Genomic DNA, 23,779 nt, shown 5'->3' with positions numbered 1-23,779 from the left:
AACATGCTTAACAATCACTCAGAAAAACACCTACCGCTAATCCGCCTTCAGAGGTTTCTTTATATTTTGAGCTCATGTCTTTTGCTGTTTCCCACATGGTCTGTACAACCTTGTCCAATGGTACCTTAGCTGCTGTAGGATCGGAACCTAGGGCAAGTTCGGCCGCGTTAATAGCTTTTATGGCACCCATAGAGTTACGTTCAATACATGGTATTTGCACCAATCCGCCAATTGGGTCGCAGGTAAGCCCTAAATGATGTTCCATGGCAATTTCCGCAGCCATAAGTACTTGTTCTGGTGAACCGCCCAATAACTCCGTAAGTGCACCTGCGGCCATAGCGGAAGAAACTCCAATTTCAGCTTGGCAGCCACCCATTGCTGCTGAAATGGTGGCTCCTTTTTTAAAGATGCTCCCAATTTCACCGGCTACCAGTAAAAATTGTTTTACATGCTCAAAATTACCGGCATGGTTTTCAATGACCATATAGTACATTAGTACTGCAGGTATTACACCGGCGCTTCCATTAGTTGGTGCCGTAACTACACGCCCCAAAGATGCGTTTACTTCATTTACACTTAGTGCAAAACAACTTACCCATTGTAAGATTTGCCTAAATTTAACTTCTGTCTGTCTAATACTTTGTAACCATTCTTCGGGGGTAGAATAGGGCAGGTTACTCTTTAACTTATTGTGCATTTCAAAAGCCCTGCGTTTTACGTGCAAGCCGCCAGGTAAAGTTCCTTCCGTATGGCATCCCGTATACATACATTCTAGCATGGTAGACCAAATACGGTTTAGTTCATGATCAATTTTCACATCATCCCGTAGAGACCTTTCATTCTCCAGGACAAGTTCTGAAATTTTAAGGTTTTTATTTCTGCAAAAATCTAAAAGTTCTGTTCCCTTTTGAACAGGAAACGGAAACTTTGCAAACATATCAACCTTACGCTTGGCATTTTTGCGTTCTTCACTAATGACAAATCCGCCTCCAATGGAATAATAAGTCTTTGATATTTTTCTGCCCGATTTCAATTTGGCTTGAAACTTTAATCCGTTCGCATGAAAAGGAAGAAATTTTTTGTTGAATATAATATGTTTGCTAGGGTCAAAAGAAATACTGTATTTACCATCTAAAAGTAGCACATGTTCTTTTTTTATTTTATCTATCAAGGAATCGATAGTGTCAATAGGAATTATTTCAGGGTCCGTACCCAATAAACCTAGCATTACGGCATAGTCAGTGGCATGGCCTTTACCTGTCAAAGATAAAGAGCCATATAAGTGAACTTCTACTTCTTCTACTTTTTCAAGATTGTCTTTAGAATTTAATCTGGCCAACCACCTTTCGGCAGCGCGCCATGGACCTAATGTATGTGAACTAGAAGGACCTACGCCTATTTTTAGCATATCAAAAACACTAATGCTTTCTATCTCCAAATCGTATAAATTTTGTAGGCTAAGGTACAATGTTTTGGTAATGTTTTACTATTCTGTATTGGCATAATTATACCGTGTAAATTCACTTTAGTGACATCATGTCAGTTTTTGTGGCTTGGCATATTGTTTGTCATTTACATATCGATTGTAAAATAAAGCACTTAATTTAAAACATATAAAATGAGTAAGATTATAGGAATAGATTTGGGTACTACCAACTCCTGTGTTTCCGTAATGGAAGGTAATGAGCCAGTAGTAATTCCAAATGCAGAAGGAAAAAGAACTACACCATCTGTCATCGCTTTTGTTGATGGAGGTGAAATTAAAGTAGGGGACCCGGCCAAAAGGCAAGCGGTAACCAACCCACATAAAACCATTTATTCTATTAAAAGGTTTATGGGCAATAAATATTCAGAATCAAGTAAAGAGGCTGAAAGAGTACCGTATAAAGTAGTTAAAGGTGATAACGATACACCAAGAGTTGATATAGACGGTCGTTTATATTCTCCACAAGAATTATCGGCTATGATTCTTCAGAAAATGAAGAAAACGGCTGAAGATTATTTAGGTCAAGAAGTTTCTCGTGCAGTAATTACCGTACCTGCATATTTTAATGATGCGCAAAGACAAGCTACTAAAGAAGCTGGTGAAATTGCTGGTTTAACTGTAGAACGTATTATTAACGAGCCAACGTCTGCTTCTTTAGCATACGGTATGGACAAAAAAGATACAGATCAGAAGATAGTTGTTTTTGACTTTGGTGGTGGTACACATGATGTATCTATCCTTGAGTTAGGTGACGGTGTATTTGAAGTATTGGCTACTGATGGTGATACTCACTTAGGTGGTGATGATGTTGATCAAAAAATTATAGATTGGTTAGCTGAGGAGTTTAAATCTGAAGAAGATATGGACCTTAGAAAAGATGCAATGGCGTTACAACGTTTACGTGAAGCTGCTGAAAAGGCCAAGATTGAATTGTCATCTTCTGCACAAACAGAAATTAACTTGCCATATGTTACCGCTACGGCTTCAGGACCTAAGCACTTGGTAAGAACTTTGACAAGATCTAAGTTTGAGCAACTGATCGCTGATTTGGTAAAAAGAACTATTGAGCCATGTGAGACTGCCATGAAATCTGCAGGACTTTCAAAGAGCGATATTGATGAGATTATCCTAGTTGGTGGTTCAACTAGAATACCTGCGGTACAAGAAGCTGTTGAGAAATTCTTTGGTAAGAAACCTTCTAAAGGTGTAAACCCAGATGAGGTTGTTGCAATTGGTGCGGCAATACAAGGTGGTGTTTTAACCGGTGATGTTAAAGATGTATTGTTATTAGATGTTACTCCGCTTTCATTAGGTATTGAAACTATGGGTAGTGTAATGACTAAATTAATAGAGGCTAACACAACGATACCAACTAAAAAGTCTCAGGTATTCTCTACTGCTGCTGATAACCAACCATCGGTTGAAATTCATGTATTGCAAGGAGAAAGACCAATGGCAAACGATAACAAGACAATTGGTAGGTTCCACTTAGATGGTATTCCACCGGCAAAGAGAGGTACTCCACAAATTGAAGTAACTTTTGATATTGATGCTAACGGTATTATCAAGGTTTCTGCTACTGATAAGGCTACGAACAAAACTCAGGATATTCGTATTGAAGCTTCTTCTGGTTTAACTGAAGAAGAAATCAAGAAGATGAAAGCTGAGGCTGAAGCAAATGCAGAATCTGATAAAAAAGCGAAAGAAACTGCTGATAAGTTGAACGAAGCAGACGGAATGATTTTCCAAACTGAATCTCAACTTACTGAATTTGGCGATAAATTATCTGACGATAAGAAAAAACCAATTGAAGATGCTTTAGCAGAATTGAAAGCGGCATATGAAACTAAAGATTTGGCTGTTATTACACCAGCTTTGGATAAAATCAATGAAGCTTGGAAAGTTGCTTCTGAAGAAATGTACAAAGCGCAAGCAGATGCTCAAGGTGCTCCACAAGGAGAGCCAACTGCTGATGGTGGTGCTTCTGAAGGTGATAATGTTGAAGACGTAGACTTTGAAGAGGTTAAATAATATAACTTTAAGTTGTTATAAAAAAAGGGACGGTATTTACCGTCCCTTTTCAATTTTACGGGATATTCTTTTATCCCTATCATTAATAAAGTAATTTTGTAGTATGGTCAAGAAACGATATTTTCTGTTTTTATTTGTTTTTACTGCGGCTTTTTCTATCGTAAGAGGACAAGAAATTCAAATCTTTACATTAGAAGATTTTGATTTAAAAGGTGATGTAAAATTCTGTTTGGTAAGTACCGATTATGGTAAAGAGGAATACGATTTTAATAAGAACGGACTATTGACCAAATCCGTAACCAGATATAATGAGGCAGATTATGATGTTGTTTATTATAAGTACAGCAAAGGGGAGCTTTTAGAGAAAAGAGCTGAATCTTACAGGAACAATACTTTTGATCCAAGTACATCTATAGCCCATTTTTATGAAATAGATTCTACAGATAATTTAACCATACAAGAGCGCATATTTTCTTATGACAAGCAATTTTTAGATCAGTATATATATGTTTATGATGAGTTTGGAGATTTGGCAAGTATTGAGAGAACAAATAATGATGGTACAGATAAAACGTTGGTAGAGCACAAGAAGTTTAAAGGAGAAAATACCGTAACTTATTTGTTAAACGACACTCCAGTAAAATCTATTAGAACTTCTACTTTAAAGCCTGCAAATAAACCGGCACAAAGGGTCGTTTTGACTAAAGAGTATTTAAATGGTGAAGAAAGCGAAGCTTTTGAGGAAGTGTTCAGTATGGATGGGAGATTAATGGCGCAACAAGAATTTGAATATAATTCTGAACTGAAAAAATTTGAGCCAACGACGCGTACCAGCTATGAATACGATGAAAAAGGAATGTTGATAGCCGAAACCGCCAAGAGAGGTGCCGGAATTATAAAGAAAGAATACATCTATCAATATGATAATTCAGAGCTAGGCAATTGGATCAAACAAATTGTGACGCCCGATAATACCTATACTACTAGAAAAATTACGTACTATCTTGCCGAGAACAAAATCATAGAGTAGTCATGCTTATTTGTTTCCGTTTAGCCATTCTTCGCGCAGAAGCCCATAACAGCATGTATTTCTTTTAAAACCATCTAAAAGGTACACATCTTTTCTAAGTACGCCTTCTAAGGTGCACCCAAGTTTTTCTACTGCTTTTCTTGATGCTATATTTCTTTCGTCTACACGAAACTCTACTTTTTCAAAATCCATTGTTTGGAAAGCATAGTCAAGCATTAGTTTTTTCATTTGTGTATTTAATCCTGTACCGTGAAATTCACGGCCGATCCATGTAGATCCAATATGTAGCACTTTGTTAATTTTATTGATATGCATGAAACGGGTAGAACCTGCATAGACTTTTTGTTTTTTATCATAAATAATAAAGGGTATACTTGTGCCTGCCGCTAATTGCTGTAAAGCTATTTCTGCATAATTTTTTAAACTGCTTGGTGTTTCAATATCAGTAGGAGAATATTTAACTAATTTTTCTTGTGACGCAATAGGAATCAGCTTTTCGTAATTTTCTAAGGTTAACGCGCTCAATATCACCCGTTCATTTTCTAAAGTTGGTGTGTTGTTCATTCTGCCAGTTGATTTATAATTTGTTTTTTAACCTCATGTCCGCCATCAAAAGTAATATGTTGAATAGTATCCCCAAAAAGAATTTTAAGTTTATTATTCTCTTCTTTTAATTTATTTGGTGTTAAATATTCATCTTTATCACCAATGATAAAAATGACTTGGCTTTTACCATTTAAGTGACTAAAATCTGATGTTTTTAATTCTTTTGGGATTCCGCCGGCATAAAGAATCAATTTGGAACATGGCATTTTGGAATATGCTAAATACCTAAGAGCTATTGAAATACCCTGTGAAAATCCGAAGAAATAAATCTTACAATCTGATGGAAGCTTTTCATTTTCTATCACCGCATCTAAATAATGATATAGATTCTTGGTTTCAAGTGCCGTATTCTCTTTTGTCAACCAACTTGCGCCTACATGTTTATATTCATTTTTTAAGTAGTATTTAGAAGGTGCTTGAGGAGCAATGATATAATTTTCACTTTTGGGCAACTCATTAAAATACTTTAGAAAAAATCGGCTTAAGAAACCTATGCCATGAAAAACAATCCAAATTTGCTTGGTGTTGCTATTCAATTCGTTTAACGTTTCATACGTATTCGTAGTTCTGTAGCTTACATTTTTTATTTGGTTTTTCATAAAACGATCATTACTGTTATCCTTTTCTTTTGGTAATGTAATGCTTAATTTTACAAAAAAAAGAATGAACGACTACAAAGAGAAAATTCTTAAAATTTGTAACGAATCTTCTAAAAATACCTTGATGGAGACTCTGGAGATCGAATACATTGATGTAGGAGAAGATTTTTTGTTGGCTAAAATGCCCGTAACCCCCAAAGTACATCAACCGGACGGGGTTTTGCACGGTGGGGCTACAGCGGCATTGGCAGAAAGTATTGGTAGCGCTGCATCTTATGTTTTTCTAGACGGTAATAAATTCTTTGTTAGGGGTTTGGAGATTACTGCCAATCACGTTAAAAGCGTAAAAGATGGTTTTGTCTTTGCTAAAGCTACCATTATGCACAAGGGTAGAACTACGCAATTGTGGGAAATAAGGGTTACCAATGAAGATGATCAATTGGTCTCTCTTTGTAAATTAACCACTATCGCATTACCCAGAAACTAGTATGGTGCAACCACTTTTTTATCGTGCCAAAGATTGCTTTAAAAAGCAGTTGCCTTTTGTATTGTACAGTAAGCCAAATGAAAATGAATTGGTGGGTATTTTTCAAGATGACGATGCCCTTCATAAGGTTGTGGATTTTACTGAAACCGGATTCGTTTTTGCTCCGTTCGATTTAAATTCGGATGCTATACTAATGAAAATGGACGCTGTAGAAAAAGTTGGTTTAGATTCTTTTGATGAGGTTTTACAGCGCGGGTATGGAACACCACAGAATGATGCTGCGGAGAAGGGCAGATATCTTAAATTGATATCAAAAGCTATTGAAAGTATCGGTAGAGAAGATTTCGATAAGGTTGTACTGTCAAGAAAAATAGAGGTCGTTTGTAAGGACGATTATTTTAAAATTTATCAACGCATTCTTTCAGCATATAAAAACGCTTTTTGTTATTTCTGGTATCATCCAAAAATTGGAGCTTGGATGGGAGCTACACCAGAAATTCTAGTAAAGGGTATTGGCTCTCAATTTACGACAATGTCATTGGCAGGTACACAAGTTGCGGTAGGTGATAAGGAGCCAACTTGGGCCAATAAGGAATTACAGGAACAGCAATTGGTTACCGATTATATTTTTAAAACTTTAAAGAATAAGGTTGTATCTATAAATAGTTCTAAAAGAGAGTCTATTAAAGCTGGTCAGCTTTGGCATCTAAGAACAGAAATGAATGGCACCTTTGCACCCAACAAATTTGGTGATGTACTAAAGGCGTTACACCCAACACCCGCGGTTTGCGGAAGTCCGTTAGAAAACGCTAAAAAGTTTATTTTAGAAAACGAATTGTACGAACGTAGTTTTTATACCGGATTTTTAGGAGAGCTGCATACGAAAACAGAATTGCCACGAAATAAAAATCGTCGTAACCAAGAGAATAGTGCCTATAGAAGCGTTATGAAAACTTCTGAACTTTTTGTGAATCTCCGCTGCATGCAATTGTGTGATCAAAAGGTTAATATATATGTAGGTGGTGGTATTACAAAGGACTCTGTACCTGAAAAGGAATGGGAAGAAACTGCTTTAAAAAGTAGTACCATGTTGCGTGTTCTACTTAGTAAATAGATACCCAACTTTTGGGAGATGATCTGCTTTGGTCGTATTTTTGAACTACATGAAATACTCCGCTATACCTACCGCACAATCTATTGTTCAACATTGCCGGGCAAAAGATATTACCAATATAGTAATATCACCAGGATCCAGGAATGCACCTTTGACAATAGCATTTGCGGAGAATCCTTATTTTACCTGTTATAGCATTGTTGACGAACGTTGTGCCGCTTTTTTTGCCTTGGGCATGGCGCAACAACTGCAGAAGCCTGTTGTAGTTTTATGTACTTCTGGGAGTGCTCTTTTAAACTATTATCCCGCGGTAGCAGAGGCGTATTTTAGTAATATTCCGCTATTGGTTATTTCTGCAGATAGACCGGTTTATAAATTAGGAATAGGGGATGGGCAAACAATAAATCAACAAAATGTATTTGAAAATCATATTAGATATTCTGCCAATCTAAAACAAGATGTAAGTCATGCCACAAATAAGGTATTGCAATATAGACCAGAGTGGATTTCTGATAAAGAAGTAAGCGATGTTCAGCAAGAAGTTCAAAATTACAATGATGCCGAATTAAACCTTGCTTTAGAAATTGCGCTGACTACCAATACTCCTGTACACATAAATGCCCCTTTTGAAGAACCTTTGTACAATACACTTTCAGAACCTTCAATAGCTCCTCAAATAAGTGCTATACCTGTAAAGGTGGAAGATGTGATCAGTTTAGAAGAACATAAACGCATTTGGAATACTTCTACCCGTAAAATGGTTTTAGTTGGGGTAAATACTCCAAATATTATTGCAAATATATTGCTAGAGAAATTAGCTAATGATCCAAGTGTTCTGGTGTTGACAGAAACTACATCTAACATTCACCATCCTAATTTTTTCAATAGTATTGATTCTTTAGTTGCACCTATAGAAATGCATACTAACAGGGAATTGTTGTTTAAAAAGCTAAAACCTGAGGTGCTTATTACTTTTGGCGGACTCATAGTTTCAAAGAAAGTAAAGGCTTTTTTAAGAGATTATGTGCCAGAACACCATTGGCATGTTGGCGGGCAATTTGCAAACGATACTTTTTTCTGTTTAGAAGAACATATAAAAGTTTCTGTAAGTGATTTTTTTAGTGAAATGTATACGGATAATACAATCACAAAAAGTGATTATTTTACGCATTGGAATTTGATTAAAAAGAACTATGAACAAAAAAGAGAGGCATATTTAAAAGAAATTCCATTTTCGGATTTCTTGGCTTTTGAACATATTTTATCAGCTATACCAAATGACTATACCCTACAATTGGCGAATAGCTCTACCATTAGATATGCCCAGTTGTTCAACATCAACCCTACCGTAAAAGTCTTTTGTAATAGAGGTACCAGTGGCATAGATGGCAGTACTTCTACCGCTGTAGGGGCATCTGTGGTTAGTAGTGCACCTACACTTTTCATTACAGGTGACCTGAGTTTTTTTTACGATAGTAATGCATTGTGGAATAGTTACTTAAGATCTGACTTTAGGATAATTTTGATTAATAATGGTGGTGGTGGAATTTTTAGAATACTTCCGGGAAAAGAGAATTCACATGTTTTTGAAACCTATTTTGAGACCAGGCACTCATTAAAGGCAGCGCATCTTTGTGCCATGTATGGCTTTAATTATATAACGGCGAGAACATCGGTAGAGCTACAGGATCAATTGGGTAGTTTTTTCAAAGTATCTAGTCGTCCGCAATTACTGGAAATTACTACGCCTACATTAATAAACGATAAAATTTTGATTGATTATTTTCGTTTCATATCTTAGTGGTGTATTAACCATTAATTATAACACATTTAACATGAGTAAAAGAGACGATTTAATCGAAAAGTATGCTGCAGATATCAAAGATAAATTTGGTGAGAATGCAGATATGGATTTGCTTAAAAAAGTAACTGTTGGTCTTGGACCATCTATTTACAATATTGATGCTTCTAAAGTATCTGGTAGCGATCAAAAAGAATTGGATACAGTAAAGAACAATTACTTGATCAAAAAGTTGGGTCTACCTGACAATGCTAAATTAGATGAAGCTATTGCAACTGTTATGGACAAGTACGGTTCATCTAACAGAAACAAGCACAGAGCTGTAATTTACTACAAGCTTTGTCAACATTTCAAAAAAGAATCTGTTTACGATAAATAGTCAGATGACAAATAAAGTAAAGACCGTTACCCTTTAGGTAACGGTCTTTTTTTTTAGCTTAAATTTTAAATATTTAAAATGTAATTTTGCAACATGATAGAATTAGGACGTATAAACAACCTTGAAATTTTAAGAGACACTAGTGTGGGGCTTTTTTTGGGAGATGAAGAAGGAAATGATGTATTGTTGCCAAATAAATATGTGCCAACAGCATATGAAATAGGTGAGAAAATTAAAGTTTTCTGTTATTTGGATTATGATGAAAGACCAGTTGCAACTACCTTGGAACCGGACATAATGTTGGGGGAATTTAGATTATTACAAGTAGCGGAGGTAAACGAATTTGGCGCATTTATGCAATGGGGCCTTGAAAAACATCTTTTGGTTCCATTTCGTGAACAAAGGGTAAAGATGAAAGAAGGGCAGTGGTATGTTGTCCACTGTTATTTAGATGATCGTTCCGGTAGATTAGTGGCTTCTAACAAGCTCGATAAATTTTTGAGTAATGATACCATTGACCTTAAGGAATGGGAAAAGGTAGATTTGGTGGTTACCAGACAAACAGATTTAGGTTGGGAGGTCATTGTAAACGAAAAGCACAAAGGTCTGGTTTACTTCAATGAAGTATTTAAACCAATTAATATTGGTGATGTAATACCTGGTTGTATTAAGACCATTAGGAAAGATAATAAATTAGATATTTCATTACAGCCATTAGGTGCAAAAGTACTGGAGCCTGCAGCTAAAAAAATATATGAAGTTCTGGTAGATAGCGGTGGGTTTTTAGGTTTGCATGACAAATCTGCACCCGAAGAAATTAGAGACGTTTTTCAGATGAGCAAAAAGACCTTTAAAAAAGGTCTGGGTACATTATATAGAGAACGTAAAATCAAAATAGAATCTGATGGTATTACTCTTTTGGACGATTAAACTAAAATTGTAAGAATATTCAATTCTTATTGATTTTCAACAGAATATTTCAAATAGTCGTCTAGTTTTTTGTAATACCCTACATTTAATTTTATTTTTGTTGTAAATAAAAAGTTATTAACAATTTTTGGCTTACATTTAAGTTTTAAGCTTAAAAATTACCCCTGTAATTATGCCTTTTATAGAAGAAAGTGATTTATTGGAATTACATAAAGATGTCGATAAGGCCCAGATTATTAATGAGCGCTTATTGGATCAAATAAAGTTCAAGAATAAAGAATTAAAGAAGAGTAAGATTCAGCGAAATATATTGGCTGGTATAACTGCCTTTTTTATTATTGGCGGTTTGGCTTTTACCTCTTACACGGCAGGTATCTCAAGTTCAGGAGGGTTTAGTAGAAACTCATCGAACGATTTAGTTTTAACTTCTATCGATAGTGTAGATGCCATTAGAACCCGACTTGAAAATTTAAAAGAACAAAACGAAGAATTAAGTCTTGTAAAAGAGTTTTACCTGGCTAAGGAATTTTTGCAAAAAGAAAAGATATATTCTGTTCAGGTTAAGTCTTTTGTAGATAATAACGTGACCTTGGCTTCAGAAGCTTTGACCAATACGCTTTTTGTAAAAACAAACCCTTTTTATTCTTATTCATTAGGTAATTTTGAGACTTTAGAAGAAGCTCAATCTTTTAGAAAACAATTAGTGGATATTGGTTTTGGAGATGCTTTTGTTGCTTCTTACCAAGATGGTAAAAGAATTCAAATAGAAGATCCGTTTTAGTGACTAAAGTTAAAGCTTGGCTAAACGCAGCAAGACTTAGAACGCTCCCTTTATCCATTTCTGGTATACTTGTAGGTAGTGCTTTGGCCGCTTATCATGGGATTACCAATAGCACTATTTTTATATTGGCGATATTAACTACTATTGGGTTACAAGTTACCTCTAATTTTGCCAATGATTATGGAGATGGCGTAAAAGGTACGGACGGTGATGATAGATTAGGACCCAAACGTGCTTTGCAGAGCGGTCTTCTCACAGCTGCTCAATTAAAGACAGGTATTTATATTAGCATCATTGTAAATGCATTTCTCATTGTATCGCTAATTATTACGTCTTTTGGCTTAGATAACATGCTATATCCCTTATTGTTCTTATTATTGGGAGCTTTTGCAATTTGGGCCGCAATAAAATACACGGTAGGTAAATCTGCCTATGGTTATAATGGACTTGGCGATATTTTTGTATTCATATTTTTTGGGTTGGTAAGTGTTTTAGGTTCTATGTTCTTATACCTAAAAGCTATTTCTTTTATGACCGTTTTACCGGCGATTTCTATTGGTCTTTTGAGTGTTGGAGTCCTAAACCTTAATAATATGCGGGACTATAGATCTGATGCTGCTGTAGGTAAGAACACCATGGTAGTAAAAATGGGTTTGCCAAGTGCAAAAAAATATCACTACGCATTGTTAATTATCTCGTTTTTATGTCTGTTTTGTTTTTTGATTACAACAAATGGATCGCAATTGCGTTATGTATGTCTTGTAGGCTACCTTTTCATATTTGTACATTTAAGAAAAGTAGCACGTACTAATAATGAGGCAGAACTAGATCCAGAGCTTAAAAAATTGGCTTTAAGTACCTTTTTTATCGCCCTGTTGTTTTTTATTAGTTATTATTATTTTTTGTAATTTTGAGTATAACCCACAAACCAATTTAAACCTTGGAACAACCCATAAAAATTCTAATTGTTGAGGATAATGTGATCATCGCCGATGATATGCAATCTATGCTAGAGGAAATAGGATATGAAATTGTAGATAATGTAATTGTCTACGAACAAGCTGTAGAGGTTTTAAAGACCCAACAGGTAGATCTTGTTTTAATTGATATCATTCTTGCATCTGATAAAACGGGTATTGATTTAGGGAAACATATTAGGGAGAATTATGATATTCCTTTCATTTTTGTAACTTCTAACTCTGATAGGGCAACAGTTGAAAATGCAAAGACAGTGAAGCCAAATGGTTACCTGGTTAAACCATTTGAGCAGCAAGATCTATATACTTCTATAGAAATAGCATTATCCAATTTTATTTACGGTAAGCAGACTGCGGCAAGTAATGGTACGGCAAATACTGCCAACACTGAAGATGTAGCAATGTCCAATTCAATTTTAAAGGACTCAATTTTTGTTAAAAAACAACATCTGTATTATAGAATACAATTTGGTGATATTCAATTTATAAAAGCAGATAATGTTTATTTGGAGGTAAATACGATCGATAAGAAATTCTTGGTACGTTCTCCTTTAAAAGATTATTTAGAGAAATTACCGCAGAATAAATTTTATAGAGCGCACAAATCATATATCGTAAATGTTGATCATATAGATGCAATTAATTCTAAGGATATTATGATAAATAATACATTGATTCCGATTTCTAAAGATTTTAAGGAATTTATAATTTCAGCTATGAATTCTTAATTAGAAAACTAATATTTTTTAAAAGACACCTTTTTAAGGTGTTTTTTTTTGAATTTTACTTAGATGAAATGTATTTTATCATCGATAAAGTGTATATTTTTATCGATGAAATGCTCGTAAAAAGAGGTGAAATAGATTTCACAACAACTATTGCGGGTTACACAACAATTAATCTTAACACCAACGTCTTCTTTTTAATTTTGAGATATTAGGAATCGCGACTATTTTTCTTCAAAACTTAGTTTTAAGTGTAGAATTTGTTTCGGTTTTCTATGAATTTTTAAAAAGTACGTAGAACACGCTTTTTGAGCTGTCGGTTATTTGAAAATCATGTAACGAAGGCTCACAACAAAAATTTAGTAGATTCAACAATAAGATTTAAGTTTGATTCTGCTTTTATTGAGATATGAAAAAACAGAATATTTTGAGATTATTGTGCACTTTGGTTTTAGGTGTATATACGTGCCTAGTTTTTGCACAAGACAATACTACAACTCAAAATGAAGACTACTACAAACAGTTTCAAGATTTAGAGAATGGTGAATTACGTTCTTTTTTCTTTTTCAATACGCCAAATCGTTACAATCAGAATTCTCCGTATGATTGGTTAGATACCGTAAAGGTTTATTTGAACAGTTCTGAAAAAACCAAAGATTCCGTATCTATCCGTAATTATCAACTTATTGAGTCCCAAATTTATTATGATTTAGGTAACTATGAGAAAAGTTTGGCAATTGCAAGACCTTTATATGATGACTTGTTAAAGTTAGATGTGGAGTCTAAAAAGACTATTCTGGGCATTTTGGACAATAATTATAAAATGCTTGAATTATATGACAAGCAAATAGAGATTAGAAGGGTTAAACGTGAATTAGGTTTCACTGATAATGTCGCTTTCTATGACATTTATGCAAGTTTAGGTCAGTATAGAAAGGCTATGCGAGATTATATGACCGAAGAAAAGAAAGTACTTAAAGACGATGATTACTACGGTCAAGCAATCTACAACAATACTATAGGTGATTATTTAAGATTAGATAAATCAACAGCTACAGCGTTAAGTTATTATAAGAAAGCAGAAGGATTGATAAAGGTATTTTTAAGTGATGTCACCAATGAGCGCTCTGATAAAGAAATTGCTGACGGAAGAATTCTTAACGGTTTGATTATTGGTAATATTGGTAAAAGTCATGTTCAGTTAGGTGAGTATGAAAAAGCTATTCCGTTTTTAGAAGAAAGTAGGGATATCATCAAGAAATATAATAAAAGTAAATTCTCTTCTGATATTATTGAAAATACCTTGGCTTTAGCAGAATGTTATTTAAAGTTGGATGATTATGCCAAAGCTACCGATTATTTGAGCGATGACCTTAATCCTATAAAGTCTGATAATATTTTAAAGCGTAATAGAATTTATGCAGATTATTACTTTAAAACCGGGGATTACAAAAACTCTACGGTATACCTTAAGAAGAACATAAGAATTAGGGATTCTATTGATGCATTAGCATCGAATATCAAGAATCAGCAATTAACTTCTGTTGTTGCCCAAGATTTAGAGAATTCTAGAAAAACTATGGAGCAACAAAAAGCTCAGTTAGAAGAATCTAGAAAAGATATTAAGGCAAGAGATGATAAGATTAGTTTGGTGTTTGTATCCTTGATTTTTACACTTATAGGTTTTGCCGGTTTAGTATATGCGTATTTAAAGAGTATTAAAAACCAACGTTTAATTGCAGAGCAGAAATTTATTATTGAAAATTCATTAGTAGAGAAAGATTCATTACTTAAAGAGATACATCATAGGGTTAAAAATAACCTTCAAATGGTCTCTAGTTTGTTGAGCTTACAAACTAAAAATACTAGAAGTAAAGCTGCTATTGCTGCGTTAGAAGAAGGTAAGAGTAGGGTAAAAGCCATGGCCCTTATACATCAGAAGTTATACCAAAACGATGATTTATCGGTAATTGAGATGCAGGGCTATATTGAAAGTTTAATTAATAGTATTCAATCGGTTTACAAAAAAGGCGGACATAATATTAATATTACCATTGATGCAGAAGGAGTAGAATTGGATATTGATAGGGCGATACCATTTGGACTTATATTGAACGAGTTGGTTTCTAATTCATTTAAATATGCATTCCCGAACGATGATAGTGACGGAAAGATATATATTCATTTACGAAAAATAGCTGGTCAAGAAGGTTTCTTTGAGTATACCGATAATGGAATAGGTTTACCTGAAGATTCAGACGAAAGGGCAAGCTCCTCAATGGGTATACGTTTAATGAGCAGATTGGCAAATCAGCTTCAAACTTCATTGAATACAGATAAAACCCAAGAAGGTGTGCGTTTCTGGTTTAATTTTAAATAGGCTTAACGAACTTTACTGTTCATAACCACTTTATGTAAAAGTCTAGGGAAGAATCTTTTGAGGTAAATACCAAATTTTTCTTTTCCGCCTATGTAAGTTTCAAATCGTTTCTTTTTAATTGCAGAGATTATTTTTTGTGCACATTCGTTAACCGGCATTCCGTTTTCTGTGGCATTGTCTTCTTTTTGTAATGCAGAACCATCACCCGTTAATGCATTTTTAGCCACATTGGTTTGTATAAAGCCAGGGCAGATGATAGAAACATTGATATTGTCTTTTTCGTGCTCCATTCGCAATGCGTCAAAGAAGCCATGTAACGCATGTTTGGCACCACAATACCCAGATCGATAAGGAGACGAAAATTTACCCATTAAACTAGTAACGGTAACAAAATGGCCGCTCTTTTGAGCTATAAAATGGTCAAGTAAGTGTTTGGTCAATTTTATGGTACCCAGATAATTAACGTCTATCATTTGTTGGTAGACTTCAAATTTTGTGTCAACTATGAGGGAACGCTGGCTTAATCCGCCATTGTTGATTAAAATATCAATATGCCCATTAATTTTAAGAGCTTTTTGAGTAACGATTCCTAAAGAATTGAAGTCCGTTAAGTCTAGAGGCAATATGGTTACATGATCTTGATATTTGCACTTGTTTTTTACTTTTAATAGCACAGTTTCCCTTCTTGCGGAAAGTATAATTTTAGCGCCAAGTTCGTTTAGCTGGTATGCTAGTTCTTCGCCAATTCCTGAAGATGCTCCTGTTATCCAGATCACCTTATTTTCTATACTGTCCATAACATCATGTTTAAACTCAAAATATAGTTAAATTTGAAGGATAATATGAAAGCAACATTTAAAAAGTATCTTTTAGATTTTAAAAATCCTAGCGGAACTTCTAGGGGAATTCTGCGAACTAAACAAACGTGGTTTTTGATTTTGGAGGATGAAGGTAAATGGGGAATAGGTGAATGCGGACTTTTTAGAGGACTTAGTTTTGATGATGTGCCTGAATATGAGCAAAAATGTAATTGGGTTGCGGAGAATATTGAATTAGGGGAAGCTAAATTAGTAGAACAGTTAAGAGATTTTCCTAGTATTCAATTTGGTTTGGAACAGGCATTTTTGTCCATGCGTTCTAATAATCCTTTTCATCTTTTTGATTCCACTTTTTTAGAACACCAACAACCAATTTCAATTAATGGTCTGGTTTGGATGGGCGATAAAGAATTTATGCATCAGCAAATAAAAGATAAGCTGAAAGATGGTTTTTTATGCATTAAAATGAAGATTGGTGCCATTGATTTTGATACGGAAATTGCATTGCTTAAATCTATTAGAGAGCGCTACTCTAAAGATGAAATTGAATTGCGAGTAGATGCTAACGGTGCATTTTCTCCAAAAAAAGCCTTGTCGAAGCTAGAAATATTGTCAAAACTTGATTTACATTCAATTGAGCAACCTATAAAACAGGGACAATGGGAAGAAATGCAAAGACTTTGTAAAAGTACACCGCTGCCAATTGCTTTAGATGAAGAATTAATTGGTGTAGTAGATGTAACGAAAAAGGTAGACTTGCTACAAACTATACAACCACAGTATATTATTTTAAAGCCCAGCTTGGTAGGTGGTTTTGCAGGTAGTAATGAATGGATTAAAATTGCCGATAAGAATAAAATTGGTTGGTGGGTTACCAGTGCATTAGAGAGTAATATTGGTTTAAATGCCATTGCACAGTGGACCGCAACGTTAGGTAGCCAAATGCCACAAGGTTTGGGTACGGGGTCTTTATTTACAAATAATATAGATAGTCCGTTAGAAGTAAATAACGGAGGGTTGTTTTACAACAGCTCTAAAAAATGGAATAAAAATTTAATAGATAGTTTATGTATATAGAGCAAGGGTATAAAGGAGATATTGGATTATGGAAATATTTAATAATTCCTGGTTGTTTTATTGGTTTTATGATTTTGAACTATATAGCAATCTTGTTATCTCCGGTTAGTGTTGAAGATAGTATGGCACAGATGATTAATAGCTTCGGCTCTAACCTGGTTTTAATTATACTATTGGCTCCATTGGCAGTTGGTTTACTTGTGGTGCTTGGTTGGACAAAATTAGTACACTCTCAAAGTATAACTTCTTTAACTACATCTCGAAAGAGAATAAGTTGGAAAAGAATCTTTTTTTCTTTTGTATTATGGGGAGTTTTAACTGTTTTAATGACATTAATAGCAGTTTATTTGTCACCTGAGGATTATGTTTTTAATTTTAAACTGGTACCATTTTTAACTTTAGCAGTGATAGGTGTCTTACTAGTTCCTTTGCAAACAAGTTTTGAAGAATACTTATTTAGGGCACATATGATGCAGGGTTTAGGTATTGCGGTGAAAAATAGATGGGTACCTTTAATAGTTACCTCGGTATTTTTTGGGTTAATGCATTTAGGTAATCCTGAAGTAGAGAAGTTAGGGTATGGGATAATGGTGTATTATATAGGAACTGGTTTTTTTCTTGGTATTATTACGCTTATGGATGAGGGGTTAGAGTTAGCATTAGGTTTTCATGCGGCCAATAATTTAATTGGAGCTCTATTAATGACTGCAGATTGGACCGCTTTTCAAACAAATTCAATTTATCGAGATATTTCAGACCCAGTTTTAGGTTGGGATATTTTAGTTCCTGTGTTTATTACTTTTCCTATTCTTTTACTCATCTTTTCAAAAAAATATGGATGGACCGATTGGAAAGAAAAATTAACCGGTAAGGTTCTATCTAAAGAAGAATTTTTATTGACACAAGAGTAAAACTAAAATTTATTCAAAATGAAAATACACCCTAGTTTTTCAATTCAAGGTAGGACAATTTCTTTTGATGATTTAAAAGAGGTTGGTTATAGTTTAATTAAAGAAGGAGAGGAATTTGAAAAGCATATAGGTGAATTCCTTTTAGATTGGATAGATGATTTGCCAACACTTTCTGTAAAAACCTCTGGATCTACGGGCGCTCCAAAGACTATACTATTGAAGAAAGAACAAATGGTAAATAGCGCTCGTGCAACCGGTAATTATTTTAACCTTAAGCCTGGGGCAACGGCTTTACTCTGTCTGCCCGCAACATATATAGCCGGTAAAATGATGCTTATAAGAGCAATGGTTTTGGGCCTAAATATTTATTTAGTGCCACCAAGTTCATACCCATTGGAAGGTATTACGGATTCTTTTGATTTTGGGGCTATGGTACCTTTACAGGTAAGCAACTCTTTATCTAAACTACATCAAATACATAAATTAATTATTGGTGGTGCACCTATTTCTAATTCAATAAGAGAAGCATTAAAGGGTGTTGAAAATAGCAGTTATGAAACCTATGGTATGACGGAAACCATTACTCATATCGCTATAAAACCGTTAAACGATAAAGAAGTTGAAGATGCTACTTTTACGGTTTTGCCAAATGTAGAACTTACTACAGATGATAGAGGTTGTTTGGTAATTAATGCTCCAGAAATTTCAGACGAAACGGTAGTAACCAATGATGTGGTCCAAATGCTTTCAAAAACTAAGTTTAACTGGTTGGGCAGACTTGATAATGTTATTAATTCTGGTGGGGTAAAGTTGCATCCGGAACATATTGAAAAAGTAATATCGAACTATATAGATACTCCGTTTTTTGTTGCCGGTATTACAGATAATGAGTTAGGGCAAAAAGTAGTTTTAGTAGTTGAAGATGCAGAAATTAAAGACATTCAGAAAACTATTGATGGTATTTCTGAATTCAAGAAATTTGAGAAACCTAAAACGATTTTGATAGCTAAAGAATTTCAAAGAACCGATAGTGGAAAAATTCAACGTTCTAAAACTTTACATCAAATTTTGAAGCTTTAATATATTCCGCTATTTTCATCATTAGAAAAACCACTATCTAATGATCAAACAACTAATTACCGTATTTATTTTTATTCAGGGCTTTTTATTGAACGCTCAACAAATTCTCAATGAAAAAGAAAGGGCCATTGTTATAGATGAAATTCTAGACGATCGTTTTAACAATTTACTTCCAAAACTTATGGATGCCGCTGACCTAGATATGTGGGTGGTAATTTCAAGGGAATACAATGAGGATCCGGTCATTAAGACCATGCTGCCTGCAACATGGTTAAACGCTCGTAGAAGAACTATTCTTTTGTTTTATAGAGATAAAGCAAAAAACACTATTGAAAAATTAGCCGTTGCTCGTTATAATGTTGGTAAGAATATTGTTTCCGCTTGGGATAAGGAAAAGGAGCCTGATCAATGGAAGAGGTTAATGCAGTTAATATCAGAAAGAAATCCAAGAAAAATTGGACTTAATTATTCTACAGACCATAATATTGCCGATGGTTTGGTAAAGACGGATTATGAGGAATTCATGGCAAATTTGCCTAAAAAATATACTTCAAAAGTGACATCTGCTGAGCAACTTGCCGTACGCTGGATTGAAACTAGAACTGAACGTGAAATGGTTATCTATGATCAATTGGTAGATATTACACATGATATCATAGCCGAAGCATTCTCGGAGAAAGTAATAACTCCCGGTGTAACCACTACGTCAGATGTAGTGTGGTGGATGAGACAGAAAGTCACCAATTTAGGTTTGGAAACTTGGTTTCACCCAACTGTAGACGTTCAAAGAAGTGAGAAAGGAAAAAAGAGTGAATTTTATTCTTTTGCAAATAAACCCGAGAGTATGGTAATCTTACCTGGGGATCTAGTACACTGCGATTTTGGAATTACATATCTGCGTTTAAATACCGATTGTCAAGAATTGGCGTATGTATTAAAGCCAGAAGAAACTTCTGCTCCGGAGTTTTTGGTAAACGGACTAATGGAAGGGAACAAATTACAAGATTTTTTAACAGGCAACATGGTTAGCGGAAAGTCTGGAAACGAAATTCTTAAAAAATCTCTGGACGAGGCTAAAACTGCAGGATTACGACCTTCTATTTACACGCATCCGTTGGGTACTTATGGTCATTCTGCCGGTACAACCATTGGAATGTGGGATGCCCAAGGTGGTGTAATGCGTGACGATGGAGAAAACTATGGTCTTAATCCGAATACTGTTTATGCCATTGAATTAAACACGACCATCAACATACCGGAATGGAATAGAGATATCAGAATCATGCTTGAAGAAGCCGGTTTCTATGGTGAAGATGGATTTAGATATGTAAATGGAAGACAGACCGAATTGTTGTTAATTCCACGAGTTAAGAATCATCAAGGGAATTAATTTTGATATTCATTATGTGTGTATTAATGAATAGTTCAACAACTATATGTTGAAAAGTCAATAGAATGGAATGCGGTAAATATTGTTGCCAGTTATCTTGGTAAACTTTTTACAACACATAGACTATTGATTTAGTTATTAAAAAAACCACAATACATTTTAAATGTATTGTGGTTTTTTTAATGTAAATAGTTTAAAATGTTGATACTTAATATTTTAAATAAATTACACCTGCAAAACCCCCATGTTAAAAGGCTTTTCAATAGGTGCATGATCAGCGGCTTCAATACCCATTGAGATCCATTTACGCGTGTCCTTTGGGTCTATAATAGCATCGGTCCATAATCTTGAAGCTGCGTAGTATGGAGAAACTTGATTGTCGTAACGCTTCTTGATTTTATCGAATAGCTCAGTTTCCTTTTCTTCTGTAATAGTTTCTCCCTTCTTTTTCAAAGACGCCTTCTCAATTTGTAATAATACTTTTGCTGCCGAGTTTCCGCTCATTACGGCTAGTTCTGCGCTTGGCCAAGCAACAATTAACCTAGGGTCATAAGCTTTGCCGCACATGGCATAGTTTCCGGCTCCGTAGCTGTTGCCTATGACGATGGTAAATTTTGGAACCACCGAGTTACTTACCGCATTTACCATTTTGGCGCCATCTTTAATAATGCCACCATGCTCACTTTTGCTACCAACCATAAAACCGGTAACATCCTGTAAAAACACCAGCGGAATTTTCTTTTGGTTGCAATTGGCTATAAATCTGGTTGCCTTATCTGCAGAATCGGAATAAATGACTCCGCCAAACTGCATTTCTCCTTTTTTGGTCTTTACAACTTTTCTTTGGTTGGCAACAATACCAACTGCCCATCCATCTATTCGTGCATATCCGGTAAGTATGGTTTGTCCGTATCCGGCTTTGTATTCTTCAAATTCCGAGTCGTCTACCAATCGCTTAATAATTTCCATCATGTCATACTGTTCCGCTCTTGAGCTAGGTAGTATACCATAGATATCATCAGGATTTTCTTTTGGTTTTATACTTTTCTTTCGGTTGTATCCCGCTTTTGGGAAATCACCGATCTTATCCATAATATTCTTTATGGTGTCCAAAGCAGCTGCATCATCTTTCGCTTTATAATCGGTTACTCCGCTAATCTCGCAATGCGTAGTAGCGCCACCTAAAGTTTCATTATCTATGCTTTCACCTATTGCGGCTTTCACCAAATAGCTTCCTGCCAAGAAAATACTGGCGGTCTTATCTACTATTAAAGCTTCATCGCTCATAATAGGTAAGTAAGCGCCACCGGCAACACAACTGCCCATAACCGCAGAAATTTGGGTTATGCCCATACTGCTCATAATCGCATTGTTTCTAAATATGCGCCCAAAGTGTTCTTTATCCGGAAAAATCTCATCTTGTAATGGTAAGTACACGCCGGCACTGTCTACTAAGTAAATAATAGGTAGTCTGTTTTCAATAGCAATTTCCTGTGCTCTTAAATTCTTTTTGGCGGTAATAGGAAACCATGCGCCAGCCTTTACCGTTGCATCATTGGCAACTACTATACATTGCTTTCCTTTTACATATCCAATTTTTATGACAACACCGCCAGAAGGGCAGCCACCATGTTCTTTATACATGCCTTCGCCAACAAAGGCTCCAACTTCAATCTGTTCGGTTTTTGGATCAAATAGATAATCAATACGTTCTCTGGCGGTCATTTTACCTTGATCGTGCTGCTTGGCAATTTTTGCTTTTCCTCCACCTAAATAAACCTGGTTCAGCTTTCGTCTAAGGTCAGATAATAACAACTTATTCCTATCTTCGTTTTGATTGAATTTTAAATCCATTCTGTATAATTATTTTCTTCGCATAAAGATAAGAAGTTAATTTTGGTGTACATGCAACAAAAATAAAAAGTATGATAAAGTGGGGTATTGTGGGGGCAGGTAACATAGCACATAGTTTTTCTAAAGATCTAGCTTTGGTAGATGGCGGTCAATTGGTTTCGGTAGCATCTAGAAGCTTGGAGAAGGCCCGCACATTTGCCAAAGAATATGGAGCTCCAAATGCTTTTGGCAGTTATGAAGAGTTGTTTCATAGTAATACGGTAGATATAATTTATTTGGCAACACCGCACACTTCCCATGCAGATTTGAGCATTGTTGCCATGAAAGCCGGTAACGCCGTACTTTGTGAAAAACCATTGGGTGTCAATGCTTCGGAAGTTCAGGCAATGTTAGCTGCTGCTAAAGAGAATAATGTATTTCTTATGGAAGCATTATGGTCACGTTTTAATCCTACCATTAAAAAAGTAAAGGAACTTGTAGATAATGGGACTATAGGAGATATAGGTTATTTACATTCAGATTTTGCTTTTTATGCTCTGGATAGGGATGAAACCGGTAGGCTGTTAAATCCTGATCTTGCAGGAGGTTCTCTGCTAGATATAGGAATCTATCCTATATTTTTAGCTTATTTACTGTTGGGGATGCCCAAGGATATTAAGGCAACTGCCAATTTTTATAAAACCGGGGTAGAGGTGCAATGTAGTATGATTTTTAATTATGATAACGCACAAGCCATTTTGTATAGCGGACTCAATTCTAACTCTGAAAAGAAATCTGAAATAGCAGGAAGTAAAGGAACAATTTTTATTCATCCAAGATGGCATGAAACTACAGGTTTTACCTTGGAAAAAGATGGGGTTGTAGTAAGTAATGAAGTCGGTAAGAGGGGTAAAGGCTATGTTCATGAAATAGAAGAAGTGCATAATTGTTTAAATTCTGGCAAGAAGGAAAGTGCATTTTGGAGTCATCAAAACAGTTTGGATCTCATTACAATTATGGATACGGTTCGTGAAAAAACGGGAATTGTGTTCCCGTTTGAATAATAGCAGCGGTATTAGTGAGTAAATATTTTAAAATTTACGATATTTGATGCTCGCTTAAATTTTAATTGATTCAAAAATGAACAAGAACACTGTGCTCACTTGGGCTACTTTTATAATGATCTTCGTAGGGCTTGCACTTATTGCATTAGGGGCCTTTAGATATGATGATGTCGCTGGTTGGGGTTTTGCATCTGTTGGAATAGGTTTTTTTGCCATTGCTTGGGTGTTCAATGCCCTTAAAGGTAGAGTATAATCAATATTTTTGACTAGTAGGGATTTC

Annotated in this window: 22 protein-coding genes; 17 read left to right on the top strand and 5 right to left on the bottom strand. The window is 35.1% G+C overall.

Features of this window, described 5'->3' with window-relative positions; genetic code table 11:
* Positions 1–7 precede the first annotated feature (7 nt).
* On the bottom strand, positions 8–1,432 hold the full coding sequence (locus PXC01_RS14705) for an L-serine ammonia-lyase (RefSeq protein WP_276473202.1): 1,425 nt from the start codon (positions 1,430–1,432) through the stop codon (positions 8–10).
* Positions 1,433–1,618: 186 nt separating this feature from the next.
* Here PXC01_RS14705 and dnaK point away from each other — a divergent pair, with 186 nt between their 5' ends.
* Positions 1,619–3,517 carry a molecular chaperone DnaK gene (dnaK, locus tag PXC01_RS14700; protein ID WP_276473046.1) on the top strand — a complete coding sequence of 633 codons (1,899 nt, stop codon included), beginning with the start codon at positions 1,619–1,621 and terminating at the stop codon, positions 3,515–3,517.
* Between the two features lie 103 nt (positions 3,518–3,620).
* Positions 3,621–4,547, top strand: coding sequence for a hypothetical protein (locus PXC01_RS14695; RefSeq protein WP_276473045.1), 927 nt, complete (start codon positions 3,621–3,623; stop codon positions 4,545–4,547).
* A gap of 6 nt (positions 4,548–4,553) precedes the next feature.
* On the opposite strand, the gene PXC01_RS14690 is transcribed toward PXC01_RS14695, so the two are convergent.
* Positions 4,554–5,111, bottom strand: a complete 558-nt coding sequence (locus PXC01_RS14690) for a GNAT family N-acetyltransferase (protein WP_276473044.1) — start codon at positions 5,109–5,111, stop codon at positions 4,554–4,556.
* Positions 5,108–5,752 carry an alpha/beta hydrolase gene (locus PXC01_RS14685; protein WP_276473043.1) on the bottom strand — a complete coding sequence of 215 codons (645 nt, stop codon included), beginning with the start codon at positions 5,750–5,752 and terminating at the stop codon, positions 5,108–5,110. Before PXC01_RS14685 ends, PXC01_RS14690 begins: the two co-directional genes overlap by 4 nt.
* A gap of 64 nt (positions 5,753–5,816) precedes the next feature.
* Here PXC01_RS14685 and PXC01_RS14680 point away from each other — a divergent pair, with 64 nt between their 5' ends.
* The 9 genes from PXC01_RS14680 to PXC01_RS14640 all read left to right on the top strand — a co-directional run bounded on the left by PXC01_RS14680 (position 5,817) and on the right by PXC01_RS14640 (position 15,326).
* The gene (locus PXC01_RS14680; protein ID WP_276473042.1) at positions 5,817–6,239 is read left to right on the top strand and encodes a PaaI family thioesterase; all 423 of its coding nucleotides are present in this window, start codon (positions 5,817–5,819) and stop codon (positions 6,237–6,239) included.
* A gap of 1 nt (position 6,240) precedes the next feature.
* Complete coding sequence (locus PXC01_RS14675) at positions 6,241–7,353, top strand: chorismate-binding protein (RefSeq protein ID WP_276473041.1); 1,113 nt, start codon at positions 6,241–6,243, stop codon at positions 7,351–7,353.
* Positions 7,354–7,402: 49 nt separating this feature from the next.
* Positions 7,403–9,154, top strand: coding sequence for a 2-succinyl-5-enolpyruvyl-6-hydroxy-3-cyclohexene-1-carboxylic-acid synthase (gene menD / locus PXC01_RS14670; protein WP_276473040.1), 1,752 nt, complete (start codon positions 7,403–7,405; stop codon positions 9,152–9,154).
* Positions 9,155–9,188: 34 nt separating this feature from the next.
* Positions 9,189–9,533 carry a DUF2853 family protein gene (locus PXC01_RS14665; RefSeq protein WP_133673696.1) on the top strand — a complete coding sequence of 115 codons (345 nt, stop codon included), beginning with the start codon at positions 9,189–9,191 and terminating at the stop codon, positions 9,531–9,533.
* A 93-nt stretch (positions 9,534–9,626) separates the two neighbouring features.
* On the top strand, positions 9,627–10,463 hold the full coding sequence (locus PXC01_RS14660; RefSeq protein WP_276473039.1) for a CvfB family protein: 837 nt from the start codon (positions 9,627–9,629) through the stop codon (positions 10,461–10,463).
* Positions 10,464–10,635: 172 nt separating this feature from the next.
* Positions 10,636–11,244 (top strand): SPOR domain-containing protein, encoded by a 609-nt coding sequence (locus tag PXC01_RS14655; RefSeq protein WP_276473038.1) that lies wholly within the window; start codon positions 10,636–10,638, stop codon positions 11,242–11,244.
* Positions 11,244–12,152 carry a 1,4-dihydroxy-2-naphthoate octaprenyltransferase gene (gene menA / locus PXC01_RS14650; protein WP_276473037.1) on the top strand — a complete coding sequence of 303 codons (909 nt, stop codon included), beginning with the start codon at positions 11,244–11,246 and terminating at the stop codon, positions 12,150–12,152. The genes PXC01_RS14655 and menA overlap by 1 nt, the downstream gene beginning before the upstream one ends.
* Positions 12,153–12,184: 32 nt before the next feature.
* Positions 12,185–12,949 carry a LytR/AlgR family response regulator transcription factor gene (locus PXC01_RS14645; RefSeq protein WP_276473036.1) on the top strand — a complete coding sequence of 255 codons (765 nt, stop codon included), beginning with the start codon at positions 12,185–12,187 and terminating at the stop codon, positions 12,947–12,949.
* A gap of 406 nt (positions 12,950–13,355) precedes the next feature.
* On the top strand, positions 13,356–15,326 hold the full coding sequence (locus tag PXC01_RS14640) for a sensor histidine kinase (protein ID WP_276473035.1): 1,971 nt from the start codon (positions 13,356–13,358) through the stop codon (positions 15,324–15,326).
* Between the two features lie 2 nt (positions 15,327–15,328).
* On the opposite strand, the gene PXC01_RS14635 is transcribed toward PXC01_RS14640, so the two are convergent.
* Positions 15,329–16,123 (bottom strand): SDR family oxidoreductase, encoded by a 795-nt coding sequence (locus PXC01_RS14635; RefSeq protein ID WP_276473034.1) that lies wholly within the window; start codon positions 16,121–16,123, stop codon positions 15,329–15,331.
* A gap of 45 nt (positions 16,124–16,168) precedes the next feature.
* Between PXC01_RS14635 and PXC01_RS14630 the strand changes: the two genes are divergently transcribed.
* The 4 genes from PXC01_RS14630 to PXC01_RS14615 are packed head-to-tail and all read left to right on the top strand — an operon-like array spanning position 16,169 to position 20,602.
* Complete coding sequence (locus tag PXC01_RS14630) at positions 16,169–17,221, top strand: o-succinylbenzoate synthase (protein ID WP_276473033.1); 1,053 nt, start codon at positions 16,169–16,171, stop codon at positions 17,219–17,221.
* Positions 17,212–18,132 (top strand): CPBP family intramembrane glutamic endopeptidase, encoded by a 921-nt coding sequence (locus PXC01_RS14625; protein ID WP_276473032.1) that lies wholly within the window; start codon positions 17,212–17,214, stop codon positions 18,130–18,132. The genes PXC01_RS14630 and PXC01_RS14625 overlap by 10 nt, the downstream gene beginning before the upstream one ends.
* Before the next feature lie 18 nt (positions 18,133–18,150).
* Positions 18,151–19,212 (top strand): AMP-binding protein, encoded by a 1,062-nt coding sequence (locus tag PXC01_RS14620; protein ID WP_276473031.1) that lies wholly within the window; start codon positions 18,151–18,153, stop codon positions 19,210–19,212.
* Between the two features lie 40 nt (positions 19,213–19,252).
* Positions 19,253–20,602 carry a M24 family metallopeptidase gene (locus PXC01_RS14615; RefSeq protein WP_276473030.1) on the top strand — a complete coding sequence of 450 codons (1,350 nt, stop codon included), beginning with the start codon at positions 19,253–19,255 and terminating at the stop codon, positions 20,600–20,602.
* A gap of 225 nt (positions 20,603–20,827) precedes the next feature.
* On the opposite strand, the gene PXC01_RS14610 is transcribed toward PXC01_RS14615, so the two are convergent.
* Positions 20,828–22,456 carry an acyl-CoA carboxylase subunit beta gene (locus PXC01_RS14610; protein ID WP_276473029.1) on the bottom strand — a complete coding sequence of 543 codons (1,629 nt, stop codon included), beginning with the start codon at positions 22,454–22,456 and terminating at the stop codon, positions 20,828–20,830.
* 71 nt (positions 22,457–22,527) lie between these two features.
* Between PXC01_RS14610 and PXC01_RS14605 the strand changes: the two genes are divergently transcribed.
* A complete protein-coding gene (locus tag PXC01_RS14605; RefSeq protein WP_338089474.1) occupies positions 22,528–23,499 on the top strand; it encodes a Gfo/Idh/MocA family protein in 972 nt (323 codons plus the stop codon).
* A 76-nt stretch (positions 23,500–23,575) separates the two neighbouring features.
* Positions 23,576–23,752 carry a CAL67264 family membrane protein gene (locus tag PXC01_RS14600; RefSeq protein ID WP_091605214.1) on the top strand — a complete coding sequence of 59 codons (177 nt, stop codon included), beginning with the start codon at positions 23,576–23,578 and terminating at the stop codon, positions 23,750–23,752.
* Positions 23,753–23,779 lie beyond the last annotated feature (27 nt).

The sequence above is a fragment of the Maribacter huludaoensis genome, from assembly GCF_029350945.1.
GTDB classification, from domain to species: Bacteria; Bacteroidota; Bacteroidia; order Flavobacteriales; family Flavobacteriaceae; genus Maribacter; species Maribacter huludaoensis.
The sequence above is the reverse complement of the archived record's forward strand: the minus strand, read 5'-3'. Positions and strand labels throughout refer to the sequence as shown.

Excerpts from the sequence above, each read along its gene's own strand:
- dnaK (WP_276473046.1), top strand. The coding sequence starts at position 1,619 with ATGAGTAAGATTATAGGAATAGATTTGGGTACTACCAACTCCTGTGTT.
- PXC01_RS14695 (WP_276473045.1), top strand. The coding sequence starts at position 3,621 with ATGGTCAAGAAACGATATTTTCTGTTTTTATTTGTTTTTACTGCGGCT.
- PXC01_RS14690 (WP_276473044.1), bottom strand. The coding sequence starts at position 5,111 with ATGAACAACACACCAACTTTAGAAAATGAACGGGTGATATTGAGCGCG.
- PXC01_RS14685 (WP_276473043.1), bottom strand. The coding sequence starts at position 5,752 with ATGAAAAACCAAATAAAAAATGTAAGCTACAGAACTACGAATACGTAT.
- PXC01_RS14680 (WP_276473042.1), top strand. The coding sequence starts at position 5,817 with ATGAACGACTACAAAGAGAAAATTCTTAAAATTTGTAACGAATCTTCT.
- PXC01_RS14675 (WP_276473041.1), top strand. The coding sequence starts at position 6,241 with ATGGTGCAACCACTTTTTTATCGTGCCAAAGATTGCTTTAAAAAGCAG.
- menD (WP_276473040.1), top strand. The coding sequence starts at position 7,403 with ATGAAATACTCCGCTATACCTACCGCACAATCTATTGTTCAACATTGC.
- PXC01_RS14665 (WP_133673696.1), top strand. The coding sequence starts at position 9,189 with ATGAGTAAAAGAGACGATTTAATCGAAAAGTATGCTGCAGATATCAAA.
- PXC01_RS14660 (WP_276473039.1), top strand. The coding sequence starts at position 9,627 with ATGATAGAATTAGGACGTATAAACAACCTTGAAATTTTAAGAGACACT.
- PXC01_RS14655 (WP_276473038.1), top strand. The coding sequence starts at position 10,636 with ATGCCTTTTATAGAAGAAAGTGATTTATTGGAATTACATAAAGATGTC.
- PXC01_RS14640 (WP_276473035.1), top strand. The coding sequence starts at position 13,356 with ATGAAAAAACAGAATATTTTGAGATTATTGTGCACTTTGGTTTTAGGT.
- PXC01_RS14635 (WP_276473034.1), bottom strand. The coding sequence starts at position 16,123 with ATGGACAGTATAGAAAATAAGGTGATCTGGATAACAGGAGCATCTTCA.
- PXC01_RS14630 (WP_276473033.1), top strand. The coding sequence starts at position 16,169 with ATGAAAGCAACATTTAAAAAGTATCTTTTAGATTTTAAAAATCCTAGC.
- PXC01_RS14625 (WP_276473032.1), top strand. The coding sequence starts at position 17,212 with ATGTATATAGAGCAAGGGTATAAAGGAGATATTGGATTATGGAAATAT.
- PXC01_RS14620 (WP_276473031.1), top strand. The coding sequence starts at position 18,151 with ATGAAAATACACCCTAGTTTTTCAATTCAAGGTAGGACAATTTCTTTT.
- PXC01_RS14615 (WP_276473030.1), top strand. The coding sequence starts at position 19,253 with ATGATCAAACAACTAATTACCGTATTTATTTTTATTCAGGGCTTTTTA.
- PXC01_RS14610 (WP_276473029.1), bottom strand. The coding sequence starts at position 22,456 with ATGGATTTAAAATTCAATCAAAACGAAGATAGGAATAAGTTGTTATTA.
- PXC01_RS14605 (WP_338089474.1), top strand. The coding sequence starts at position 22,528 with ATGATAAAGTGGGGTATTGTGGGGGCAGGTAACATAGCACATAGTTTT.
- PXC01_RS14600 (WP_091605214.1), top strand. The coding sequence starts at position 23,576 with ATGAACAAGAACACTGTGCTCACTTGGGCTACTTTTATAATGATCTTC.